The organism is Bacillus sp. SIMBA_005, from assembly GCF_046535585.1.
GTDB classification, from domain to species: domain Bacteria; phylum Bacillota; class Bacilli; order Bacillales; family Bacillaceae; genus Bacillus; species Bacillus pumilus.
Genome location: NZ_JAWRWI010000001.1, coordinates 287,834 through 306,121 on the forward strand (window position 1 = coordinate 287,834; position 18,288 = coordinate 306,121).

Consider the following 18,288-nt stretch of genomic DNA (forward strand, 5'->3'; position numbering starts at 1 on the left):
AAGTGTCCAGAAATAAAGTGGAAATCTGCGGAGTCGACACCTCCAAGCTGCCTGTTCTGAAAAACGACGAGATGAGAAAATTGTTCAGACAGCTGCAAGATGAGGGTGACGATACAGCAAGAGAAAAGCTAGTCAATGGCAATTTACGGTTGGTTTTAAGTGTGATTCAGCGTTTTAACAACAGAGGCGAATATGTCGACGATCTCTTCCAAGTAGGCTGTATCGGATTAATGAAATCAATTGATAATTTTGATTTAAGCCACAATGTCAGATTTTCAACTTATGCGGTTCCTATGATCATAGGAGAAATCCGTCGATACTTGCGTGATAACAACCCGATTCGGGTGTCTCGCTCACTAAGAGATATTGCCTATAAGGCACTTCAGGTCCGTGAGAGGCTGATTAGTGAGACAAGCAAGGAGCCAACTGCAGAAGACATTGCCAAAGTGCTGGAAGTGCCTCATGAGGAAATTGTTTTTGCCCTAGATGCGATTCAAGATCCTGTATCTTTGTTTGAACCGATCTATAATGACGGAGGAGATCCGATTTATGTGATGGATCAAATTAGTGATGAACGGAACAAAGACACACAATGGGTGGAAGAATTGGCCTTAAAAGAGGGCATGCGCAGATTGAACGACAGGGAAAAAATGATTCTTCGCAAACGCTTCTTCCAGGGAAAAACGCAAATGGAAGTTGCTGAGGAGATCGGGATTTCTCAAGCACAAGTCTCAAGGCTTGAAAAAGCAGCCATTAAACAAATGAATAAAAACATCTTTTAAAGCCGCCGCTTCATGTGCGGCTTTTTTCATTCTTATGAGAGAACACGCCTCTAGTATTGACTCTGTTATTTTTTTCATTTAATCTGTTTTTAACAAATGTTATTTTAGATAGCATTTGTTAGGGAACACTTAAGCGGAAAGAAGGGTTATTATGACATTCCATGATGAAAGAAGGCTGCTCATTAAGGTTGCGCATATGTATTATGAAGAAGGCGCCACTCAATCTAACATCGCAGAAGCGGTTGGGGTTAGTCGTTCGCTCATATCGAAATATTTGGCAAAAGCACGTGAAGCAGGAATCGTGGAAATCATTATTCATGATGAAGTCAACCAACAGTATGGATCGTTAGAAAGAAAAATAGAACGCAAATATGGGCTGCGAGAAGTCGTGTGTGTGGAAACACTCAGCAAAGACACAACCAAAAGCCGAATCGGATCCGCGGCGGCAAGTTTTTTATTAAAAGTGATGAAAGATGGACAAGTCATCGGGTTTTCCTCAGGGACAACGCTGCATGAAATGGCGAAAACGCTTACGTCTGTTCAGCACTATCCATCCGTGACATTTGTTCCGCTTGTCGGAGGTGTGGGAAATGAAGATGTCGATATCCACGCCAACTATATTATTGCGAGATGCACAGAGGCACTCAAATCTAAATGTGAGTTTTTACATGTACCCGTCATGCTTGATACGAAAGAAGCGAAAGATGTCCTGATCCGGCAGCCGTCGATCAAAAAAGTGATTGAACTAGGAGAATCATCAAATATCGCGGTTGTCGGAATTGGTGGTGTTCCGCAGCATTCAACGATGGTGAAATCTTATATGACAAGCGGCGAAGAGGACATCCTTCAAGCAAAGGATGTAGCAGGTGACATTTGCTATAACTTTATTGATCATCAAGGGGAAGTATATCCCCACCCATGGAACGACCGGGTGATGGGGATAAGCCCGCAAAAGCTGAAAGAAATTCCGCTTGTCATAGGTGTCGCTGGCGGCGAAGAGAAAATTGAAGCAATTCGGGCGGCATTAGCAGGTGGATTAATTCATGTATTAATTACCGATGAACGAACTGGAGATGCCTTATTAAAGTAACTACCTAATGATATTAGGTAGTTTTTTTGAGTCTTTAGACTCAAAAAGATTGAAAATTTTATCGATTTTATCTTGACACAAAGTTGACACATCATATAAACTAAGTTCATAACAAATGATAAATAAAATAACAAATGTTACAAGAAGCAGATTTTTGTTAATTTTTATAACATTTGTTAAAAGTTTCAGATTATATTTCTAGCAATCTATTGAGAAGCAAGAAAACCTGAAAGGATGATTTAGATGTCAATCTATCAACAATTGTTAGCGCGAGAACGTAGTGGAGATCCAATCAAAGTAGGGATTATTGGGGCAGGCCAAATGGGTTTTGGACTCATTTCACAAATTTCTAAAATTCCAGGCATGATTGTTGCTGGTGTTTGTGATATCCACCTTAGTGCAGCAGAGAAGGCAGCGAATTTTTACAAGCAGCATGCAAAGCCGCATCACATGGTTGTCACAAATGATTACAGAGAAGTGATTCAATCAGATTCCGTGGAAGTTGTCGTAGATGCAACAGGAGTCCCAGAGGTCGGAGCAAACATTTCTTTGGAAGCGCTTAATTCAAAAAAACATCTTGTTCTTTTAAATGTAGAAGTTGATATTACCATCGGATTGGTCATGCATAAGTTGTTCACAAATGCAGGACTTGTTTACTCAGGATCAGCTGGAGATGAACCAGCAGCAACACTAGAATTATATGAATTTGCGAAAACAATGGGGCTTGAAGTACTCGTTGCTGGGAAAGGAAAGAACAACCCATTCTTCCCAGAAGCAAATCCAGATACGTGTAAAGCAGAAGCAGATAGTAAACATATGAGTGCACATATGCTGGCTGCATTCCAAGACGGAACAAAAACAATGGCGGAAATGAACTTATTAAGTAACGCGACAGGGCTTCTGCCAGATAAAGTCGGTATGCATGGAGTCGAAGCGAATTTAGAAAATGTTGCAGATAAATTGAATCAAAAACAGCAAGGCGGCGTGCTCGATAACTTCGGAGTCGTTGAATATGTAAATGGACTTGCACCAGGTGTATTTGTCATCGTGAAGAGTGACCTTGAGCCAGTAGATGAAGAGCTGCGCTACTTAAAAGTTGGAAAAGGCCCACACTACACACTTTACCGTCCTTTCCACTTAGCGAGTCTTGAAACACCTGTTACCATCGCAAAAGCGATCTTACAGCATGATTCATCTATTCACCCAATTGGTGTACCAGTATCAGAAACAGTCGCTGTGGCGAAAAGAGATATTAAAGCTGGAGAATCACTTGACGGAATTGGTGGATACTCAGTAAGAGGTGTTCTTGAAACACATCAAGACATGAAAACGAACGGCCACATTCCAATTGGCTTAATTAGCGGAAAAGTCGTAGCGAAAAAAGACATCAAATTAGGACAATTCCTCACTCACGATGATGTAGAGCTTGATTCAAACACAACGGTCTGGAAGCTGCGTTCATTACAAGATCATTTATTTCAATCATAAGGGCGTGAAGCTGTGGAAAAATTAGCGATCGTACTTTGTATCATTCTCATTGTGCAGTATGGGTTATCTTTTATTCAAATCAAGTACTACCGCAAGAGCATGGATTCACTTATTGATGATTACAGAGGGAAGCAAGGCTATCACTTATTTTCAGGGATGGAGCGGCGCAAAGTTGGCCCTGGTGCCATTGCGCTCATCATTGTGGATGAATCGTATATCATTCAAAAATGCCATGTGCTTGGCGGTGTGTCGATCTTATCTAAGTTTAAAGAAGTCCCTTCATATGAAGGAAAGCATGTAGGGGCAGTGTTAGACGAGCACCATATAATGAAGCAGACGTTGAAAAAACGCAAAAAGGGGCCAGCTGTCATGCACGCACTTTCCATGGCAGCTGAACAGGCACTTGTCTCGATTTCGAAAAAAAATATAACAAATGTGAACTAAAGAAAGGGGAGATGAAACATGGAATGGATTCAATGGTTTGGAGAGCACTTTATCGGAATGTTTGAAGCCGGCGGAAAGCAATTCATGGGTCTTGTTACAGGTATCGTTCCAACGCTTGTTGTGTTACTTACTTTCACTTATGCTGTCATGAAGTTTATTGGAGAAGAGCGAGTGAATAGAGCAATTCAGTTTGCTGCGAAATATACCATTTTGCGCTACACGTTAATGCCGATCTTATCCGTTCTTATTTTGACAAACCCAATGGCTTATACGTTTGGCCGATTCTTACCCGAAAAACAAAAACCAGCATTCTATGATTCAGCTGTTTCATTTGTTCATCCGGTGACATCACTGTTCCCATATGCCAACGCAGGAGAACTGTTTGTCTACTTAGGGATTGCGAACGGGATTAAAGAAGCAGGGTACTCTATGTCAGAGCTTGCTGTTCGGTACTTCTTAGTCGGGATCGTCGTCATTTTACTTCGCGGTATTATTACTGAATGGATTACAAAGTACTTAGCAGGAAAAATGAAAGCGAATTCACAATAGGGGAGGGTTAGACATGACAAACCACAAAGTATTTGTAGCAAAAGGTGCTGGCGGATGGGGACAAGGCTTGGAGCTTGAACCAACCGGTAAAAAAAGAAAGGTTGTTTCCATTACAGGGGGAGGCATTCACCCAGTTGCACGTAAAATTGCAGAAATGACAGGGACAGAAGCATGTGATGGCTTTAAAAACTCGATACCAGAAGATGAAATGATGTGTGTTGTCATTGACTGCGGAGGAACCGCGCGAATCGGACTTTATCCAATGAAGCGCATTCCAACTGTAGACGTTTTGGCATCCTCTCCTTCTGGACCGCTTGCAAAACATATTACAGAGGATATCTTCGTATCAGGCGTCACAGAAAAAGATATTTCCTTTGCGGATGCATCAAGTGGTGAGGCAACAGTAGAAGGTCAGGATAACAGTGAGCCGATTGACAAAGAGAATTTCAAAGAAACCTATTCAAAACTGAAAGAGGAAAATCTCGAGCGTCAGGAAAAAGGGAATTTCTTGATGAGGTTCTCAAGAGGAATTGGGAAAGTCACCGGTACGTTCTATCAGGCTGGTCGTGATTCCGTTGATATGCTTTTGAAAAACATTATTCCATTCATGGCATTTGTCAGTATGTTAATTGGAATTATTAATTATACAAAAATTGGTGACTTGATTGCCCATTTTCTATCACCACTGGCAGGATCTATATGGGGACTCTTACTGCTCGTTGTGGTTTGTACATTGCCATTCCTATCACCTGTCTTAGGACCTGGTGCAGTCATTGCACAAGTAATTGGTGTTCTCATTGGTAGTCAAATTGCACTAGGGAATATCCCGCCTCAATTTGCACTTCCTGCACTATTTGCCATCAACGGTCAAGTAGGGTGTGATTTCATTCCAGTTGGTCTATCACTTGGTGAAGCGAAGCCGGAAACGGTACAATATGGAGTACCAGCTGTTTTGTATAGCCGTCTCATTACAGGGGTTCTATCTGTTGTGATCGCATACGCTGCCAGCTTTGGTATGTATTAAACGTATTAAAGGAGGAATCGAGATACATGGTCACACAATCTGTCGTAAAAGAAATCGGGATTTTAGTCCCGCAATTTAAAGAAGATAAGCTGATTGTTTTATTTGGACCCGCAGCGCCGCAGGAATTAAGAGATATGTCCGTCATTCATGAGTTCGAACATTTAGAAGAAGAGCCGTTGAAACTGGGCGGTACCATTCAAGTGGGTGATCAAACGTACACGATTACAGCCCTCGGCAATAAAGCAAATGACAACTTTAAAGAGCTCGGCCATATTTCGATTTACTTCCAAGAGCCGTTTGATGATGTATTACCGGGAGCTGTCTTTGCATCTCCGCACACGTTTCCTGATATAAAAGAAGGCGTACGAATTGAAATTTCGTAACGTTAAAGAAAAGCTGTTCCTCAAAAGGAGCAGCTTTTTTATATGAGGTTTACCAGAAAGAGCAATTGCGATATGCTGTAAACATTCATTATTTGTTTATTCAGAATTTTTACTCAGGAGGAAACGATGGTGTCACTTGAATTAAAGAATGTTTCTTTAAAACGAAATGGAAAATGGTTGCTTCAGTCTGTTGACTGGCAGGTGAACAAAGAGGAGCACTGGGTGCTTTATGGTTTAAATGGTGCGGGGAAAACCGCTTTATTAAATATGCTCTGCTCATATTATTTCCCTACATCAGGTGAGATGACGGTGCTGGGACATGTCTTTGGCAAGGAGGCTCTTGGCGAAAAGCTCAGGAAGAAAATTGGCCTCATTTCTGCGGGACTTGAAAAGAAACTGCACAGAGACGACAATGCATTTGAAATTGTTCTCAGCGGGGCATTTGCCTCCATCGGGCTTTATGAAACCCCGACAGATGAGATAAGAGAGAAAGCCATTGATCTATTAAAAGCATTTGGTTCGTTCAAATATGCGAACCGGACATATGAAACACTCTCACAAGGAGAAAAGCAGAAAGTCCTGATTGCGAGGGCTTTAATGAATGATCCTAAGCTCCTGATTTTAGATGAGCCTGTGACGGGTCTTGATTTTTTAGCAAGAGAACAGGTGCTAGAGACCATCTCATTCATTGCTTCAAAGCCTGATGCGCCTACTTTGCTTTACACGACCCATCATGCAGAAGAGATTTTGCCTGTTTTTCAGCACACCCTATTATTAAAAGAGGGGTCTGTTTTTGATCAAGGGAAAACAAAAGAGATGATGACAAGCGACTTGCTTTCTTCCTTCTTTGAATGCCCGGTAGATGTGATGTGGAGAAATGGCCGTCCTCACTTAAGTAAATTGTAGATAAAAGAAACTATTGGTCTGCGTCCCTGCTTTTCCATCATACATATTATAGTAGAAAACGAAAGGCGGGGAAGGACAGATGATCAGTATTTCTGAATTCCAAATCAAGGATGTTGTCGATGTGTCAAGCGGAAAAAAACTAGGCACCATTGGGGACATTGATATCAATGTTACGAGCGGTAAAATACAAGCAATCATTATCGGCGGCACAGGTAAAATGATGGGATTTTTCGGAAAAGAAGAGGAAATGATTGTGCCGTGGCGAAATATAGTAAAAATTGGCGAAGATGTGATACTTGTCCGATTGTCTTCTTAAAATTCGTATAACTCCTCAATGAATCATTCAATGATCCTTAACATAAGCTCTCCATTCTCAGCAAACAATGTCTTTTTCGGGTAAAAAGATTACGTTTTCATATCAATTTGCAAAAAAACCTGTAGAAAGGGCACATTTGAGTGTAATATTTAATGAATCCCACTAACTGTCTACGCATGTCTTGTGGTAAAATAGGAGCGATATAAAGAGAGATGAATGAAAGGTGGTAGGCAGCTTTGACACACAATTATGACCCCTTTCAGCAGAAATCACCTGATGCAATGATGATTCATGATTGGACGAACATGACATGTTCTGGTAAAGAGGTATTGGCCGGATTTACGACAAAAAATGGCGGCTTCAGCCTTTCTCCATATCAATCATTGAACACTGGACTCCATGTAGGAGATGATGCTTCTAGTGTCCAAATGAATCGTCAAGTAATAGCAGATGCTACTGCTGTGCCGCTCTCTGATTGGGTGTTTGCAGATCAAACACACGAGGACCGCATCAAGAAAGTCACCAAGGAGCAAAGAGGAAGAGGAAGTCTTCATTATCATGAGGCACTGCCTGGAACAGACGGCTTATATACGTCTGAACCGAACATCATGCTCGCTCTTTGTTTCGCCGATTGTGTTCCGCTTTATTTTCTAGCTCCGCAACATGGACTCATCGGAACAGCCCATGCCGGATGGAAAGGAACCGTCAAGCAAATTGGTGCAAAGATGGTAGATCTATGGGTCAATCAAGAAGGTGCTAAGACCGATCAAATACAAGTCGTCATTGGACCATCCATTGGCAGCTGCTGCTACATAGTTGATGATGTGGTCTTGAATCAAGTGAAACAGCTTCCCTTTTCTACAGTGGATGTGTATTCCGAGATATCACAAGGACAATATAAATTAGACTTAAAAACATTAAACAAAAACGTATTGCTTCATGCAGGGATGATAGAAGAAAACATACATGTCAGTTCGATGTGCACAAGCTGCAATGATCAGCTATTTTTTTCACACCGGCGTGATCAAGGGAAAACAGGACGTATGATGTCTTTTGTCGGGTTTAAGGAGGCATAAGAGCAATTGAATGTACGAGAGAATCTCAGACAAATAAATGAACAAATAAACGAAGCATGTAAAAGAGCCGGTCGAAATCCAGACGATGTATCAGTCGTCGCTGTCACAAAATATGTCTCAATTGAACGAGCACAAGAAGCCAAGGAAGCAGGAATTTTGCATTTTGGTGAAAATCGTGACCAAGGGTTACTTGAAAAACAAGCGGCTATAACCGATGAAAGCATTAGCTGGCACTTCATCGGCAGTTTACAAACACGAAAAGTAAAATCTGTCATTCAGACCATTGACTACTTACATTCGCTCGACAGGATCTCTCTTGCGAATGAAATTGAAAAAAGAGCGGATCACACGGTTCGCTGTTTTGTACAAGTGAATACATCACTGGAGGAGTCAAAGCGCGGCCTGCAAAGTGAAGACGTGATTCCATTTGTCAAGCAGCTCGCTAATTTCAAAAAAATTGAAATTGCTGGACTGATGACAATGGCTCCATTTACAGACGATCACACTGTGATACGAAACTGCTTTAAAACATTAAAAAACCTTCAAGAAGAAGTAAAACATCTTAACCAAGTAAATGCACCTTGTCAGCATTTATCGATGGGCATGTCAAATGATTTTGAAATCGCAATTGAAGAAGGTGCGACATTCGTTCGGATTGGCTCTTCACTTGTTGGAAATGAAACAGGAGGTGCGTGACATGAGCATAAAAAATAAGTTTAAAAGCTTTTTCACTCTCGACGATGAAGAGTATGAGTACGAATATATTGATGAAGAAAGAGAACCAGTCCAAGAAGAAAAAGGAACGAAGGACAAAGCGGCATTTCAAGAGCGTCCGCAGACTGGGAAACAAAATGTCGTCAGCTTGCAAAGCGTGCAGAAATCCTCTAAAGTGGTGTTAAGTGAGCCGCGTGTTTATGCAGAAGCGCAGGAGATTGCAGACCATATTAAAAACAGACGTGCAGTCGTCGTCAATTTGCAGCGCATTCAGCACGATCAAGCAAAGCGAATCATCGACTTCTTAAGCGGAACTGTTTATGCAATCGGTGGAGACATCCAGCGTATTGGCTCGAATATATTCCTCTGCACACCTGATAATGTAGATGTATCTGGCACAATATCAGAACTTTTGACAGAGGAAGAACCTCAGAGGTGGTAAATCATAGTGATTCTAAATTTGATTTTTAATTTTTTAGGAACGGTATTAACGATTTACTCATTCGCGATTATTATTTACATCTTTATGTCATGGGTGCCATCTGCAAGAGAAACAGCAATTGGGCGTTTTCTGACAAATATTTGCGAACCGTATTTAGAACCATTTCGTAAAATTATTCCGCCAATTGGCATGATTGACATTTCGCCAATTGTGGCATTGCTTGTGATTCGTTTTGCATCATCATATGGACTAACTGGTCTTTACAATATGATTGTACGCTTCATGTAGACAGGCTGCCGGGCTTGGCGCTGCCAGGCTCTTTTACATAAGAGGGGAACAAAATGAGCGATATTTATCAACATTTTAGAAAAGACGAACAGCCATTTGTTGACCAAGTGTTAGGCTGGAAAAAAATCGCACTCGACCAGTATCGAATGAAATTAACAGACTTTCTTGATCCGCGTGAACAGTTTATTACCCAATCCGTCATCCAGCATGCTGATGAGCTTGGAATCATGTTTTTTGGCGGGTATGAAGGAGCGGAGCGCAAAAGAGCGCTCATTTATCCTGAATATCTAGAACCGGCTACTCAGGATGCTGAACTGTCTTATTTTCAGGTGAACTATGCGAAAAAGTTTATTTCGCTAGAACACCCGAAGCTCCTTGGTTCACTGATTGGGACAGGCTTGAAGCGTCAAAAATTTGGAGATCTGTTATTTTCTGAGGAAGATGTGCAGTTTATTTGTACGAGTGATGTCGCTGATTTTGTTCGGGCGCAGCTGACGCATGTCGGCAGAGCCTCCGTCTCATTAGAGGAAATCACGCAGGCAGATTTAAAGCCGGTTAAGAGCAAGACTGACATCAAGGAAGATACGATTTCTTCACTGCGGCTTGATGCGGTATGTGCTGCAATCAGCCGTCAGTCTCGGCAAAAGGCACAGCTGTTGGTCAAAAATGGGCTTGTCAAAGTTAACTGGAAAGTCACTGAGGACCCTTCTTTTACAATCGGTGAAGGCGATCAGCTCTCTGTCAGGGGATTTGGCCGCTTTAGCCTCAAAACGATTGATGGGAAGACCAAAAAAGATAAATTTAAAGTAACATTTGAGCTTCTGACATAACGAACTTGAATCTGGAGGTGGCGAGGTTGCCATTAACACCTAATGATATTCATAATAAAACGTTCACAAAAAGCTTTCGCGGCTATGACGAAGATGAAGTAAACGAGTTTTTAAGCCAAGTACGTAAAGATTATGAAATCGTGCTTCGCAAAAAGAATGAACTCGAAGAAAAAGTAAACGAGCTTGATGAAAGATTAGGCCATTTTGCGACAATTGAAGAAACGTTAAACAAATCAATTCTTGTGGCGCAGGAAGCGGCAGAAGACGTCAAACGTCATTCTGATAAAGAAGCGAAATTGATTATTCGTGAAGCGGAGAAAAATGCCGATCGTATTATCAACGAAGCGCTATCAAAATCAAGAAAGATTGCGATGGAAATCGAAGAGCTCAAGAAGCAGTCGAAAGTCTTTAGAACCCGCTTCCAAATGCTCATCGAAGCTCAGCTTGATCTTCTAAAAAATGACGATTGGGATCATTTACTGGAATATGAAGTTGACGCTGTCTTTGACGAAAAAGAATAAGCTCATCATCTTGACATGACATGTACAAGTTGCATATAATACCATCATAAATTAACAAGAGATAAACGTTTGAAAGGGACACTCGCAGTTGTCATATGCGTAATAAAGCGAATCAGGGATGGTGGAAGCCTGACATTACGAGATGCTGCAATGAGATCACCCCTTTAGTTCCTTTTCTGAAATGACCAGTAAGAAAAGGCGTCTGATCACGTTACGATTTTAGAGTGGATAAGCGGCTGATTAAATAGCGCTTGTCTAAAAGGGTGGTACCGCGAGACAAGCCTTCTCGTCCCTTATGGGATGAGAGGGCTTTTTTTATTGTTTTTTAATCAGAATTTGCATATGGAGGAATGGGTATGAACTACAAAGACACCTTATTAATGCCGAAAACAGAATTCCCAATGAGAGGGAACTTGCCGAACAAAGAGCCTGAAATCCAAGAGGAGTGGGCAGAAAAAGACATCTATCAAATGGTTTTAGAGCGGACAAAAGGACGCCCGACCTTTATTTTGCATGATGGACCTCCTTATGCGAATGGTGACATTCATATGGGGCACGCCCTCAATAAAATCCTTAAAGATTTTATTGTCCGTTTTAAATCAATGAATGGATTCCATGCACCGTACGTACCGGGCTGGGATACACACGGCTTACCAATTGAAACAGCACTCACTAAAAATAAAAAAGTCAAACGTAAAGAAATGTCGACAGCTGAATTCCGCAAACTATGCGAGGAGTATGCATGGAAGCAAATCGAGGGTCAGCGCAATCAATTTAAGCGATTAGGCGTCAGAGCAGACTGGGACAATCCATATGTCACGTTAAAGCCTGAGTATGAAGCGCAGCAAATTCTTGTCTTCGGAGAAATGGCGAAGAGAGGCTATATTTACAAAGGACTAAAGCCTGTTAACTGGTCTCCTTCAAGTGAGTCAGCTCTTGCTGAAGCGGAAATTGAATATAAAGACAAACGTTCACCATCCATTTACGTTTCATTTAAAGTGAAAGATGGAAAAGGCGTACTTGAAAACGGCGAACAATTCATCATCTGGACAACAACACCTTGGACACTTCCTGCAAACCTTGGTATTTGTGTTCATCCAAACCTAGAGTACAGTGTTCTTCAAGTAGGTGCTGAGCGATATGTTGTCGCATCTGAGCTTGTTGAACAAGTGGCAAAAACGCTTGGCTTTGAAGAGTATGAAGTCGTGAAAACATTAAAAGGAAAAGAATTAGATAACGTCGTTGCAGAGCATCCGATCTATGGCAGAGATTCACTTGTGATGCTTGGTGACCACGTGACAACGGATGCAGGAACAGGCTGTGTTCATACAGCACCAGGTCACGGGGAAGATGACTTTATTGTCAGCATGAAGTACGGTCTTGACGTACTATGTCCAGTAGACGAAAAAGGTGTTATGACAGAAGAAGCGCCTGGTTTTGAAGGTCTATTTTACGAGGATGCCAATAAAGCCATCACAGAACAGCTTGAAGCAAAAGGCGCGCTGAAAAAGCTCGACTTTATCACGCACTCCTACCCGCATGACTGGAGAACGAAAAAGCCAACGATTTATCGTGCAACCGCTCAGTGGTTTGCTTCGATTAAAGACTTCAGAGAAGCGCTATTAGACAATATTAAAGAAACGAAATGGGTTCCAGCATGGGGCGAAACGCGCCTATTCAATATGGTGCGTGACAGAGGCGACTGGTGCATTTCAAGACAGCGTGTATGGGGCGTTCCAATTCCGGTCTTTTATGCAGAAAATGGGGAGCCGATCATCACAGATGAAACCATTCAGCACGTCTCTCAATTATTTAGAGAACATGGCTCTAATATTTGGTTTGAAAAAGAAGCGAAAGAACTATTGCCAGAAGGCTTTACACATCCAGGCAGTCCAAACGGTGAATTCACAAAAGAGCAGGACATCATGGATGTATGGTTTGATTCTGGTTCTTCTCATCAAGCTGTTTTAGAAGAAAGAGATGATCTTGTTCGTCCGGCAGACCTTTACCTTGAAGGCTCTGACCAATATCGCGGCTGGTTTAACTCTTCCTTATCAACAGCAGTTGCGGTCACTGGAAAAGCACCGTATAAAGGTGTTCTCAGCCACGGCTTTACGCTTGATAAAGAAGGACGCAAGATGAGTAAATCATTAGGCAATACAATTGACCCAACAAAGGTAGCGAAGCAGCTTGGGGCGGAGATTCTAAGACTTTGGGTATCTTCTGTCAACTATCAAGCCGATCACCCGGTGTCTGATGATATCTTAAAACAAGTAGCAGAGGTCTACCGTAAAATTCGTAACACGTTCCGCTTCCTGCATGGTAACCTATTTGACTTTGATCCAGCAGTCAATGCAGTACCTGTAGAAGAGCTTCGCGAAGTGGATCAATATATCTTGATCAAATTAAACAAATTGATTGATAAAGTGAAAAAGGCTTATGATGATTACGAATTTGCGGTCGTGTATCATGCGATTCACAATTTCTGTACAATTGAGCTCAGCTCTTTCTATCTCGACTTTGCAAAGGATGTCGTGTATATCGAGCATGCGGATCATCCTGACCGCCGCAGCATGCAGACGGTCTTCTACGAAACATTAATGGCGTTAGTGAAGCTGACTGCACCAATTCTTCCGCATACAGCAGATGAATTATGGAGCCATTTAAGCTTTGTTGAAGAGCCAAGTGTTCAGTTAACAGATATGCCAGAAGGTGTGGCTGTTTCTCAAGCGGAAGCGACAGAAGCGAAGTTTGACAGCTTTATGGAAGTGCGTGACGATGTGCTAAAAGCGCTCGAAATTGCACGTAATGAGAAAGTTATCGGACGTTCTCTTGAAGCAAGTGTGACCCTTTATGCGACAGAAGAAGTGAAAAACCTTCTTGCATCCATTAAAGAAGATGTGAAGCAGCTCTTTATCATCTCTGAATTAACGGTAGAAGATGCGCAAAATGCTGACACATCAGCACCTGAATACACTTCAGGACGAATTGTGGTTCAAAAAGCAGAAGGAGAACTGTGCGAACGTTCTCGTATTATTTCAAAAGATGTTGGTGCAAACCCGAAATACCCAACATTGTCACTGAAAAATGCTGAAATCGTGGAAAAATATTACCAGAATTAACAGTGTGATATGACCAACTAGCGCCCCGCCATATGCGGGGCGTTTTCTTTTTTGCAGAAATGACAGCGTTTAGAACGAAAGGAAAAATCTTATGGCTTTAAAGTGGACAGCCGGGGCAACAATATGATTATCACGACAGGGCAGGAGTTGAAATAGCGACATGAATGGCGATCTAGAGACGATTTACACGGAACTCCTTCAAATGAAAGAAGAGCTTCAAGCTAAACTGTTTGAATACGCATCATTTCGTTCATCCGCTGAGCATGTCTCAATGAACGAGGTCCAAACGGCCACGCTTCTTTATCACATCAAAGAAGAACTTCAAGATGTGTCTCTCGCTATTGCAAAAATGGAGCAAGGAACTTATGGTATATGTGAGGCAACAGGTGATATCATTCCGCTTGAACAAATGAGTATTCTTCCTACCGCCCGCACGGCTGACGACTTTTTATATCATAAGCAATACGAGAAAAAAGCATTCACTCCTTATCCTCATGAATCAGATGATTCTCATTTTGAAGCCTTCCATATGTAGGGAGGTTTTTGTCTGTCAACTAAAGTTTCTTTACTCCTCCCTGTTTTCTTGATAAAATGCTTAAAGATCAAAGTATGAAAGTGGAGGAACGTGTGTGTTCTATTACATAATCGCATTCGTGATGATTTGTTTAGATCAATTAACAAAATGGCTCATTGTCAAAAATATGATGCTCGGAGATTCTTATCCAGTGATTGATGGCTTCTTTTATATCACGTCACACCGAAATTCAGGCGCCGCATGGGGAATTCTTCAAGGACAAATGTGGTTTTTCTATGTGATCACACTCGTTGTTATTGCGGGAATTGTTTATTATTTGCAAAAGCATGGACAAAAGGACAAGCTGCTTGGAGTTGCGCTGGCCTTAATGCTTGGCGGAGCGATTGGGAACTTTATCGACCGCGTTTTCCGTCAGGAAGTGGTAGATTTTGCTCATTTCGTCTTTGGGAATTATCACTACCCAATCTTTAATATTGCAGATTCTTCTCTATGTGTAGGGGTTATTCTGCTCTTCATTCAAATGCTGTTAGATGGAAAGAAAACGAAGGAGTCAACTACATGAATCAAGTAAATATTGCCGTTTCAGAAGAACAAACAAGTGAACGGCTTGATAAATTTCTAAGCACGACAGAACCAGAATGGTCAAGAACTCAGGTCCAGCAGTGGGTAAAAGATGGGCTGATCGAAGTAAATGGGAAGCAAGTGAAAGCCAATTACAAAGTACAAGCTGGAGATCAGATTAAAGTCGAGATTCCAGAACCAGAAGCACTAGATGTAGAAGCAGAAGCAATGGATCTTGATATTTATTATGAGGATGCAGATGTGCTAGTCGTGAATAAACCACGAGGAATGGTCGTTCATCCAGCGCCAGGTCATGTGTCAGGAACACTAGTAAATGGTCTAATGGCCCATTGCACAGATTTATCAGGGATTAATGGAGTGATGCGTCCTGGCATTGTCCACCGTATAGATAAAGACACATCTGGGCTGTTAATGGTCGCAAAAAACGATATGGCGCATGAATCACTCGTCAATCAGCTTGTGGCTAAGACTGTCACAAGAAAATATACAGCCGTTGTCCATGGTATTATCCAGCATGATACAGGTACAATTGATGCCCCAATTGGCAGAGACAAAAAAGACCGCCAAAGCATGACAGTGACAAAAGAAAGTTCTAAACAAGCCGTCACTCACTTTGATGTGATTGAACGTTTTGAGGACTTCACGGTGGTGGAGTGCCGACTTGAAACAGGAAGGACACACCAGATTCGTGTTCATATGAAATATATCGGTTATCCGCTTGCAGGAGATCCGAAATATGGTCCGAGAAAGACAGTCGATTTCAATGGTCAGCTGCTGCATGCAGGTGTTTTAGGATTTGATCATCCAAGAACTGGCGAATATATCGAGTTCACAGCACCAGTTCCTGCCGATATGCAAGCTTTTATCGATTCATTAAGAAATAACGATTGACAGGCCGTTCTTTTTTTGAAATAATGAACGAAGAAATGAAGATTCTTTAAAACAGTCCAGAGAGGCTGAGAAGGATAACGGATCAATTTGTGCACGTGTATGCACAAATGAACGCCCCTCTCTGCCCTTTGCAGAAGGGGCTTTTTATTTGTCAAAAAGAGGTGTGAAAGATGGAACAAAAAGCAGTCATTCTTGATGAACAAGCGATTAGACGAGCGCTGACCCGAATTGCACATGAAATGATTGAGCGCAACAAAGGGATGAAAGATGTCATCCTTGCGGGGATCAAGACAAGAGGCATTCATCTTGCAAAGCGCCTTGCAGAGCGCATCGAGCAAATTGAAGGAAATCCAGTCATAGTGGGTGAACTTGATATTACGCTATACCGTGATGACCTGACAAAAAAGACAGACAACCAAGACCCGCTTGTAAAGGGTGCAGACATTCCAGCTGACATTAATGACAAAACACTAATCGTCGTTGATGATGTCCTGTTTACAGGCAGAACTGTTAGAGCAGCTATGGATGCCCTAGTGGATGTAGGAAGACCATCTTCCATTCAGCTTGCTGTTCTCGTCGACCGGGGACACCGGGAGCTGCCGATTCGAGCGGATTATATCGGGAAGAACATTCCGACATCAAAAGCAGAGACAGTGATGGTTCAACTGAATGAAGTAGATCAAAACGACCTTGTCGCTATATATGAAAAATAACCTTTTTAAATGCATTCCAGAGAGTTTGCAAAGAGGGCAATAACAGAGACACCGAGCACGGCTAACATGACGTGTACGGTTTTTCTAGGCCTCTTTGCGCATACTCGCAAAGAGGCTTTTTTAATGAAGAAGGACACATCTAGGAGGAAAAATCATGAGTCAGCAAAAAGCCAATTTAGGCATTAGAGATATCCCAAAACCATTCACATGGCTGTCACTTAGCCTGCAGCATTTGTTTGCCATGTTTGGTGCGACCATTCTAGTACCAAAAATCATCGATATGAGTCCAGCCGTCGCGCTCATCTCAAGTGGTGTTGGAACCATTGTTTACTTAATTATCACAAGAGGCCAAATTCCGGCGTATCTTGGATCGTCCTTTGCCTTTATCGCCCCCATACTGAATGTCAAAGCAACAGGCGGCCCTGGAGCCGCAATGGTTGGTGCCTTCATGGCGGGTGTCGCTTATGCACTCATTGCACTATTTATTAAATGGCTCGGCACAGGTTGGCTGATGAAGCTTCTGCCGCCAGTCGTCGTAGGACCGGTCATTATGGTCATCGGGCTCGGACTCGCTGGAACAGCTGTTAACATGGCGATGTATGTTGATCCGAATGCAACCGAGCTTGTATACAGCCTTAAGCACTTAACGGTCGCGGGTTTCACACTGGCTGTCACGATTATCAGCATGATTTTCCTAAGAGGTTTCCTAAGCTTAATTCCAGTATTAATCGGCATTATCAGCGGCTATCTCTTTGCCTTAACACAAGGTATTGTGAACTTTCAGCCGGTCATTGATGCAAAATGGTTTGCTGTACCAGACTTCGTCGTACCATTTGTCAATTACACACCTGCTGTGACATTAAGCATTCTCACCGTGATGGTGCCGGTTGCCTTTGTGACAATGTCTGAGCATATCGGCCACCAAGTGGTGTTAAGTAAAGTTGTAGGGCAAGATTTCATTAAAAAACCTGGTCTTCACCGCTCCATTTTAGGAGACAGTGCGGCGACAATCTTCGCTTCACTCATTGGCGGACCACCAACAACAACGTATGGAGAGAACATCGGCGTCCTCGCCATCACAAGAGTGTTCAGTATCTTCGTCATCGGCGGAGCAGCAGTATTTGCAATCTGCTTCGGCTTTGTCGGAAAAATCTCAGCATTAATCAGTACAGTACCGTCTGCGGTCATGGGAGGCGTTTCGTTCCTGCTCTTTGGGATCATTGCCTCAAGCGGTCTGAGAATCCTGATTGATCATAAAGTGAATTTTGAAGAAAAGCGGAATCTCATTATCGCATCAGTCATCTTAGTCATCGGAATTGGCGGGGCATTCATTGAGGTGAAACAAATCAACCTCACACTATCTGGAATGGCGCTTGCTGCCATCACGGGTGTCCTGTTGAATCTGATCCTGCCGCAGCAAAAAGCGGCCGATGACGAGTCAAATGAATCGAATACAGAAAACCTTTTAAAAGAAGTCCAGTGAGGCTGACAAGGGTTCTAAAATGAGCAGAATGCACGAATGTGCCGCTGCTTCTTTTGGAGAACCCTAAGCTGCCGAGGCTTAGGGTTTTTTTGAACCTGAAAGTGATGAA

The 18,288-nt window shown here is 42.3% G+C and carries 21 protein-coding genes and 1 other annotated feature; all 21 genes read left to right on the forward strand.

Annotated elements, in window-relative coordinates; all coding sequences use genetic code 11:
* Positions 1 to 2 precede the first annotated feature (2 nt).
* The 21 genes from sigG to SB660_RS01680 all read left to right on the forward strand — a co-directional run bounded on the left by sigG (position 3) and on the right by SB660_RS01680 (position 18,179).
* Complete coding sequence (sigG, locus tag SB660_RS01580) at positions 3 to 782, forward strand: RNA polymerase sporulation sigma factor SigG (protein WP_003211879.1); 780 nt, start codon at positions 3 to 5, stop codon at positions 780 to 782.
* Between the two features lie 151 nt (positions 783 to 933).
* The gene (locus SB660_RS01585) at positions 934 to 1,872 is read left to right on the forward strand and encodes a sugar-binding transcriptional regulator (RefSeq protein WP_180309044.1); all 939 of its coding nucleotides are present in this window, start codon (positions 934 to 936) and stop codon (positions 1,870 to 1,872) included.
* A 243-nt stretch (positions 1,873 to 2,115) separates the two neighbouring features.
* Entirely contained in the window at positions 2,116 to 3,360 is a 1,245-nt protein-coding gene (locus SB660_RS01590; RefSeq protein ID WP_180309043.1) for an NAD(P)H-dependent oxidoreductase, read from the forward strand.
* A 12-nt stretch (positions 3,361 to 3,372) separates the two neighbouring features.
* On the forward strand, positions 3,373 to 3,804 hold the full coding sequence (locus SB660_RS01595; protein ID WP_180309042.1) for a transcriptional regulator GutM: 432 nt from the start codon (positions 3,373 to 3,375) through the stop codon (positions 3,802 to 3,804).
* Between the two features lie 18 nt (positions 3,805 to 3,822).
* Positions 3,823 to 4,353, forward strand: coding sequence for a PTS glucitol/sorbitol transporter subunit IIC (srlA, locus tag SB660_RS01600; protein ID WP_003210918.1), 531 nt, complete (start codon positions 3,823 to 3,825; stop codon positions 4,351 to 4,353).
* Positions 4,354 to 4,366: 13 nt separating this feature from the next.
* The gene (srlE, locus tag SB660_RS01605; protein WP_061407741.1) at positions 4,367 to 5,377 is read left to right on the forward strand and encodes a PTS glucitol/sorbitol transporter subunit IIB; all 1,011 of its coding nucleotides are present in this window, start codon (positions 4,367 to 4,369) and stop codon (positions 5,375 to 5,377) included.
* Positions 5,378 to 5,403: 26 nt separating this feature from the next.
* Positions 5,404 to 5,760 (forward strand): PTS glucitol/sorbitol transporter subunit IIA, encoded by a 357-nt coding sequence (locus SB660_RS01610; RefSeq protein ID WP_007499733.1) that lies wholly within the window; start codon positions 5,404 to 5,406, stop codon positions 5,758 to 5,760.
* A 129-nt stretch (positions 5,761 to 5,889) separates the two neighbouring features.
* Positions 5,890 to 6,666 (forward strand): ABC transporter ATP-binding protein, encoded by a 777-nt coding sequence (locus SB660_RS01615; RefSeq protein ID WP_180309041.1) that lies wholly within the window; start codon positions 5,890 to 5,892, stop codon positions 6,664 to 6,666.
* 79 nt (positions 6,667 to 6,745) lie between these two features.
* A complete protein-coding gene (locus SB660_RS01620) occupies positions 6,746 to 6,982 on the forward strand; it encodes a YlmC/YmxH family sporulation protein (RefSeq protein ID WP_008344958.1) in 237 nt (78 codons plus the stop codon).
* Between the two features lie 236 nt (positions 6,983 to 7,218).
* Positions 7,219 to 8,058 carry a peptidoglycan editing factor PgeF gene (gene pgeF, locus SB660_RS01625; RefSeq protein ID WP_180309040.1) on the forward strand — a complete coding sequence of 280 codons (840 nt, stop codon included), beginning with the start codon at positions 7,219 to 7,221 and terminating at the stop codon, positions 8,056 to 8,058.
* A gap of 6 nt (positions 8,059 to 8,064) precedes the next feature.
* Positions 8,065 to 8,754 (forward strand): YggS family pyridoxal phosphate-dependent enzyme, encoded by a 690-nt coding sequence (locus SB660_RS01630; protein WP_180309039.1) that lies wholly within the window; start codon positions 8,065 to 8,067, stop codon positions 8,752 to 8,754.
* A 1-nt stretch (position 8,755) separates the two neighbouring features.
* Positions 8,756 to 9,214 (forward strand): cell division protein SepF, encoded by a 459-nt coding sequence (gene sepF, locus SB660_RS01635; RefSeq protein WP_003212271.1) that lies wholly within the window; start codon positions 8,756 to 8,758, stop codon positions 9,212 to 9,214.
* A 6-nt stretch (positions 9,215 to 9,220) separates the two neighbouring features.
* On the forward strand, positions 9,221 to 9,502 hold the full coding sequence (locus SB660_RS01640) for a YggT family protein (RefSeq protein ID WP_058014045.1): 282 nt from the start codon (positions 9,221 to 9,223) through the stop codon (positions 9,500 to 9,502).
* Between the two features lie 53 nt (positions 9,503 to 9,555).
* The gene (locus tag SB660_RS01645) at positions 9,556 to 10,332 is read left to right on the forward strand and encodes a YlmH family RNA-binding protein (protein WP_169056480.1); all 777 of its coding nucleotides are present in this window, start codon (positions 9,556 to 9,558) and stop codon (positions 10,330 to 10,332) included.
* A 26-nt stretch (positions 10,333 to 10,358) separates the two neighbouring features.
* Complete coding sequence (locus tag SB660_RS01650; protein WP_003211323.1) at positions 10,359 to 10,853, forward strand: DivIVA domain-containing protein; 495 nt, start codon at positions 10,359 to 10,361, stop codon at positions 10,851 to 10,853.
* A 59-nt stretch (positions 10,854 to 10,912) separates the two neighbouring features.
* Positions 10,913 to 11,150: a binding site (T-box leader), on the forward strand.
* A gap of 59 nt (positions 11,151 to 11,209) precedes the next feature.
* Positions 11,210 to 13,975 carry an isoleucine--tRNA ligase gene (ileS, locus tag SB660_RS01655; protein WP_410581059.1) on the forward strand — a complete coding sequence of 922 codons (2,766 nt, stop codon included), beginning with the start codon at positions 11,210 to 11,212 and terminating at the stop codon, positions 13,973 to 13,975.
* A 160-nt stretch (positions 13,976 to 14,135) separates the two neighbouring features.
* Positions 14,136 to 14,510, forward strand: a complete 375-nt coding sequence (locus SB660_RS01660) for a TraR/DksA family transcriptional regulator (protein WP_058014042.1) — start codon at positions 14,136 to 14,138, stop codon at positions 14,508 to 14,510.
* A gap of 94 nt (positions 14,511 to 14,604) precedes the next feature.
* On the forward strand, positions 14,605 to 15,072 hold the full coding sequence (gene lspA / locus SB660_RS01665) for a signal peptidase II (protein ID WP_012009890.1): 468 nt from the start codon (positions 14,605 to 14,607) through the stop codon (positions 15,070 to 15,072).
* Positions 15,069 to 15,983 carry an RluA family pseudouridine synthase gene (locus SB660_RS01670; RefSeq protein ID WP_144462091.1) on the forward strand — a complete coding sequence of 305 codons (915 nt, stop codon included), beginning with the start codon at positions 15,069 to 15,071 and terminating at the stop codon, positions 15,981 to 15,983. The genes lspA and SB660_RS01670 overlap by 4 nt, the downstream gene beginning before the upstream one ends.
* Before the next feature lie 170 nt (positions 15,984 to 16,153).
* Positions 16,154 to 16,696 carry a bifunctional pyr operon transcriptional regulator/uracil phosphoribosyltransferase PyrR gene (gene pyrR / locus SB660_RS01675; protein WP_012009892.1) on the forward strand — a complete coding sequence of 181 codons (543 nt, stop codon included), beginning with the start codon at positions 16,154 to 16,156 and terminating at the stop codon, positions 16,694 to 16,696.
* A 154-nt stretch (positions 16,697 to 16,850) separates the two neighbouring features.
* Positions 16,851 to 18,179, forward strand: a complete 1,329-nt coding sequence (locus tag SB660_RS01680; RefSeq protein WP_180309037.1) for a solute carrier family 23 protein — start codon at positions 16,851 to 16,853, stop codon at positions 18,177 to 18,179.
* Positions 18,180 to 18,288: the final 109 nt, after the last annotated feature.

Coding starts and splice junctions, on each gene's coding strand:
- SB660_RS01585 (WP_180309044.1), top strand. CDS start 934: ATGACATTCCATGATGAAAGAAGGCTGCTCATTAAGGTTGCGCATATG.
- SB660_RS01590 (WP_180309043.1), top strand. CDS start 2,116: ATGTCAATCTATCAACAATTGTTAGCGCGAGAACGTAGTGGAGATCCA.
- srlA (WP_003210918.1), top strand. CDS start 3,823: ATGGAATGGATTCAATGGTTTGGAGAGCACTTTATCGGAATGTTTGAA.
- srlE (WP_061407741.1), top strand. CDS start 4,367: ATGACAAACCACAAAGTATTTGTAGCAAAAGGTGCTGGCGGATGGGGA.
- SB660_RS01610 (WP_007499733.1), top strand. CDS start 5,404: ATGGTCACACAATCTGTCGTAAAAGAAATCGGGATTTTAGTCCCGCAA.
- SB660_RS01620 (WP_008344958.1), top strand. CDS start 6,746: ATGATCAGTATTTCTGAATTCCAAATCAAGGATGTTGTCGATGTGTCA.
- sepF (WP_003212271.1), top strand. CDS start 8,756: ATGAGCATAAAAAATAAGTTTAAAAGCTTTTTCACTCTCGACGATGAA.
- SB660_RS01645 (WP_169056480.1), top strand. CDS start 9,556: ATGAGCGATATTTATCAACATTTTAGAAAAGACGAACAGCCATTTGTT.
- ileS (WP_410581059.1), top strand. CDS start 11,210: ATGAACTACAAAGACACCTTATTAATGCCGAAAACAGAATTCCCAATG.
- SB660_RS01660 (WP_058014042.1), top strand. CDS start 14,136: ATGAATGGCGATCTAGAGACGATTTACACGGAACTCCTTCAAATGAAA.
- SB660_RS01670 (WP_144462091.1), top strand. CDS start 15,069: ATGAATCAAGTAAATATTGCCGTTTCAGAAGAACAAACAAGTGAACGG.
- pyrR (WP_012009892.1), top strand. CDS start 16,154: ATGGAACAAAAAGCAGTCATTCTTGATGAACAAGCGATTAGACGAGCG.
- SB660_RS01680 (WP_180309037.1), top strand. CDS start 16,851: ATGAGTCAGCAAAAAGCCAATTTAGGCATTAGAGATATCCCAAAACCA.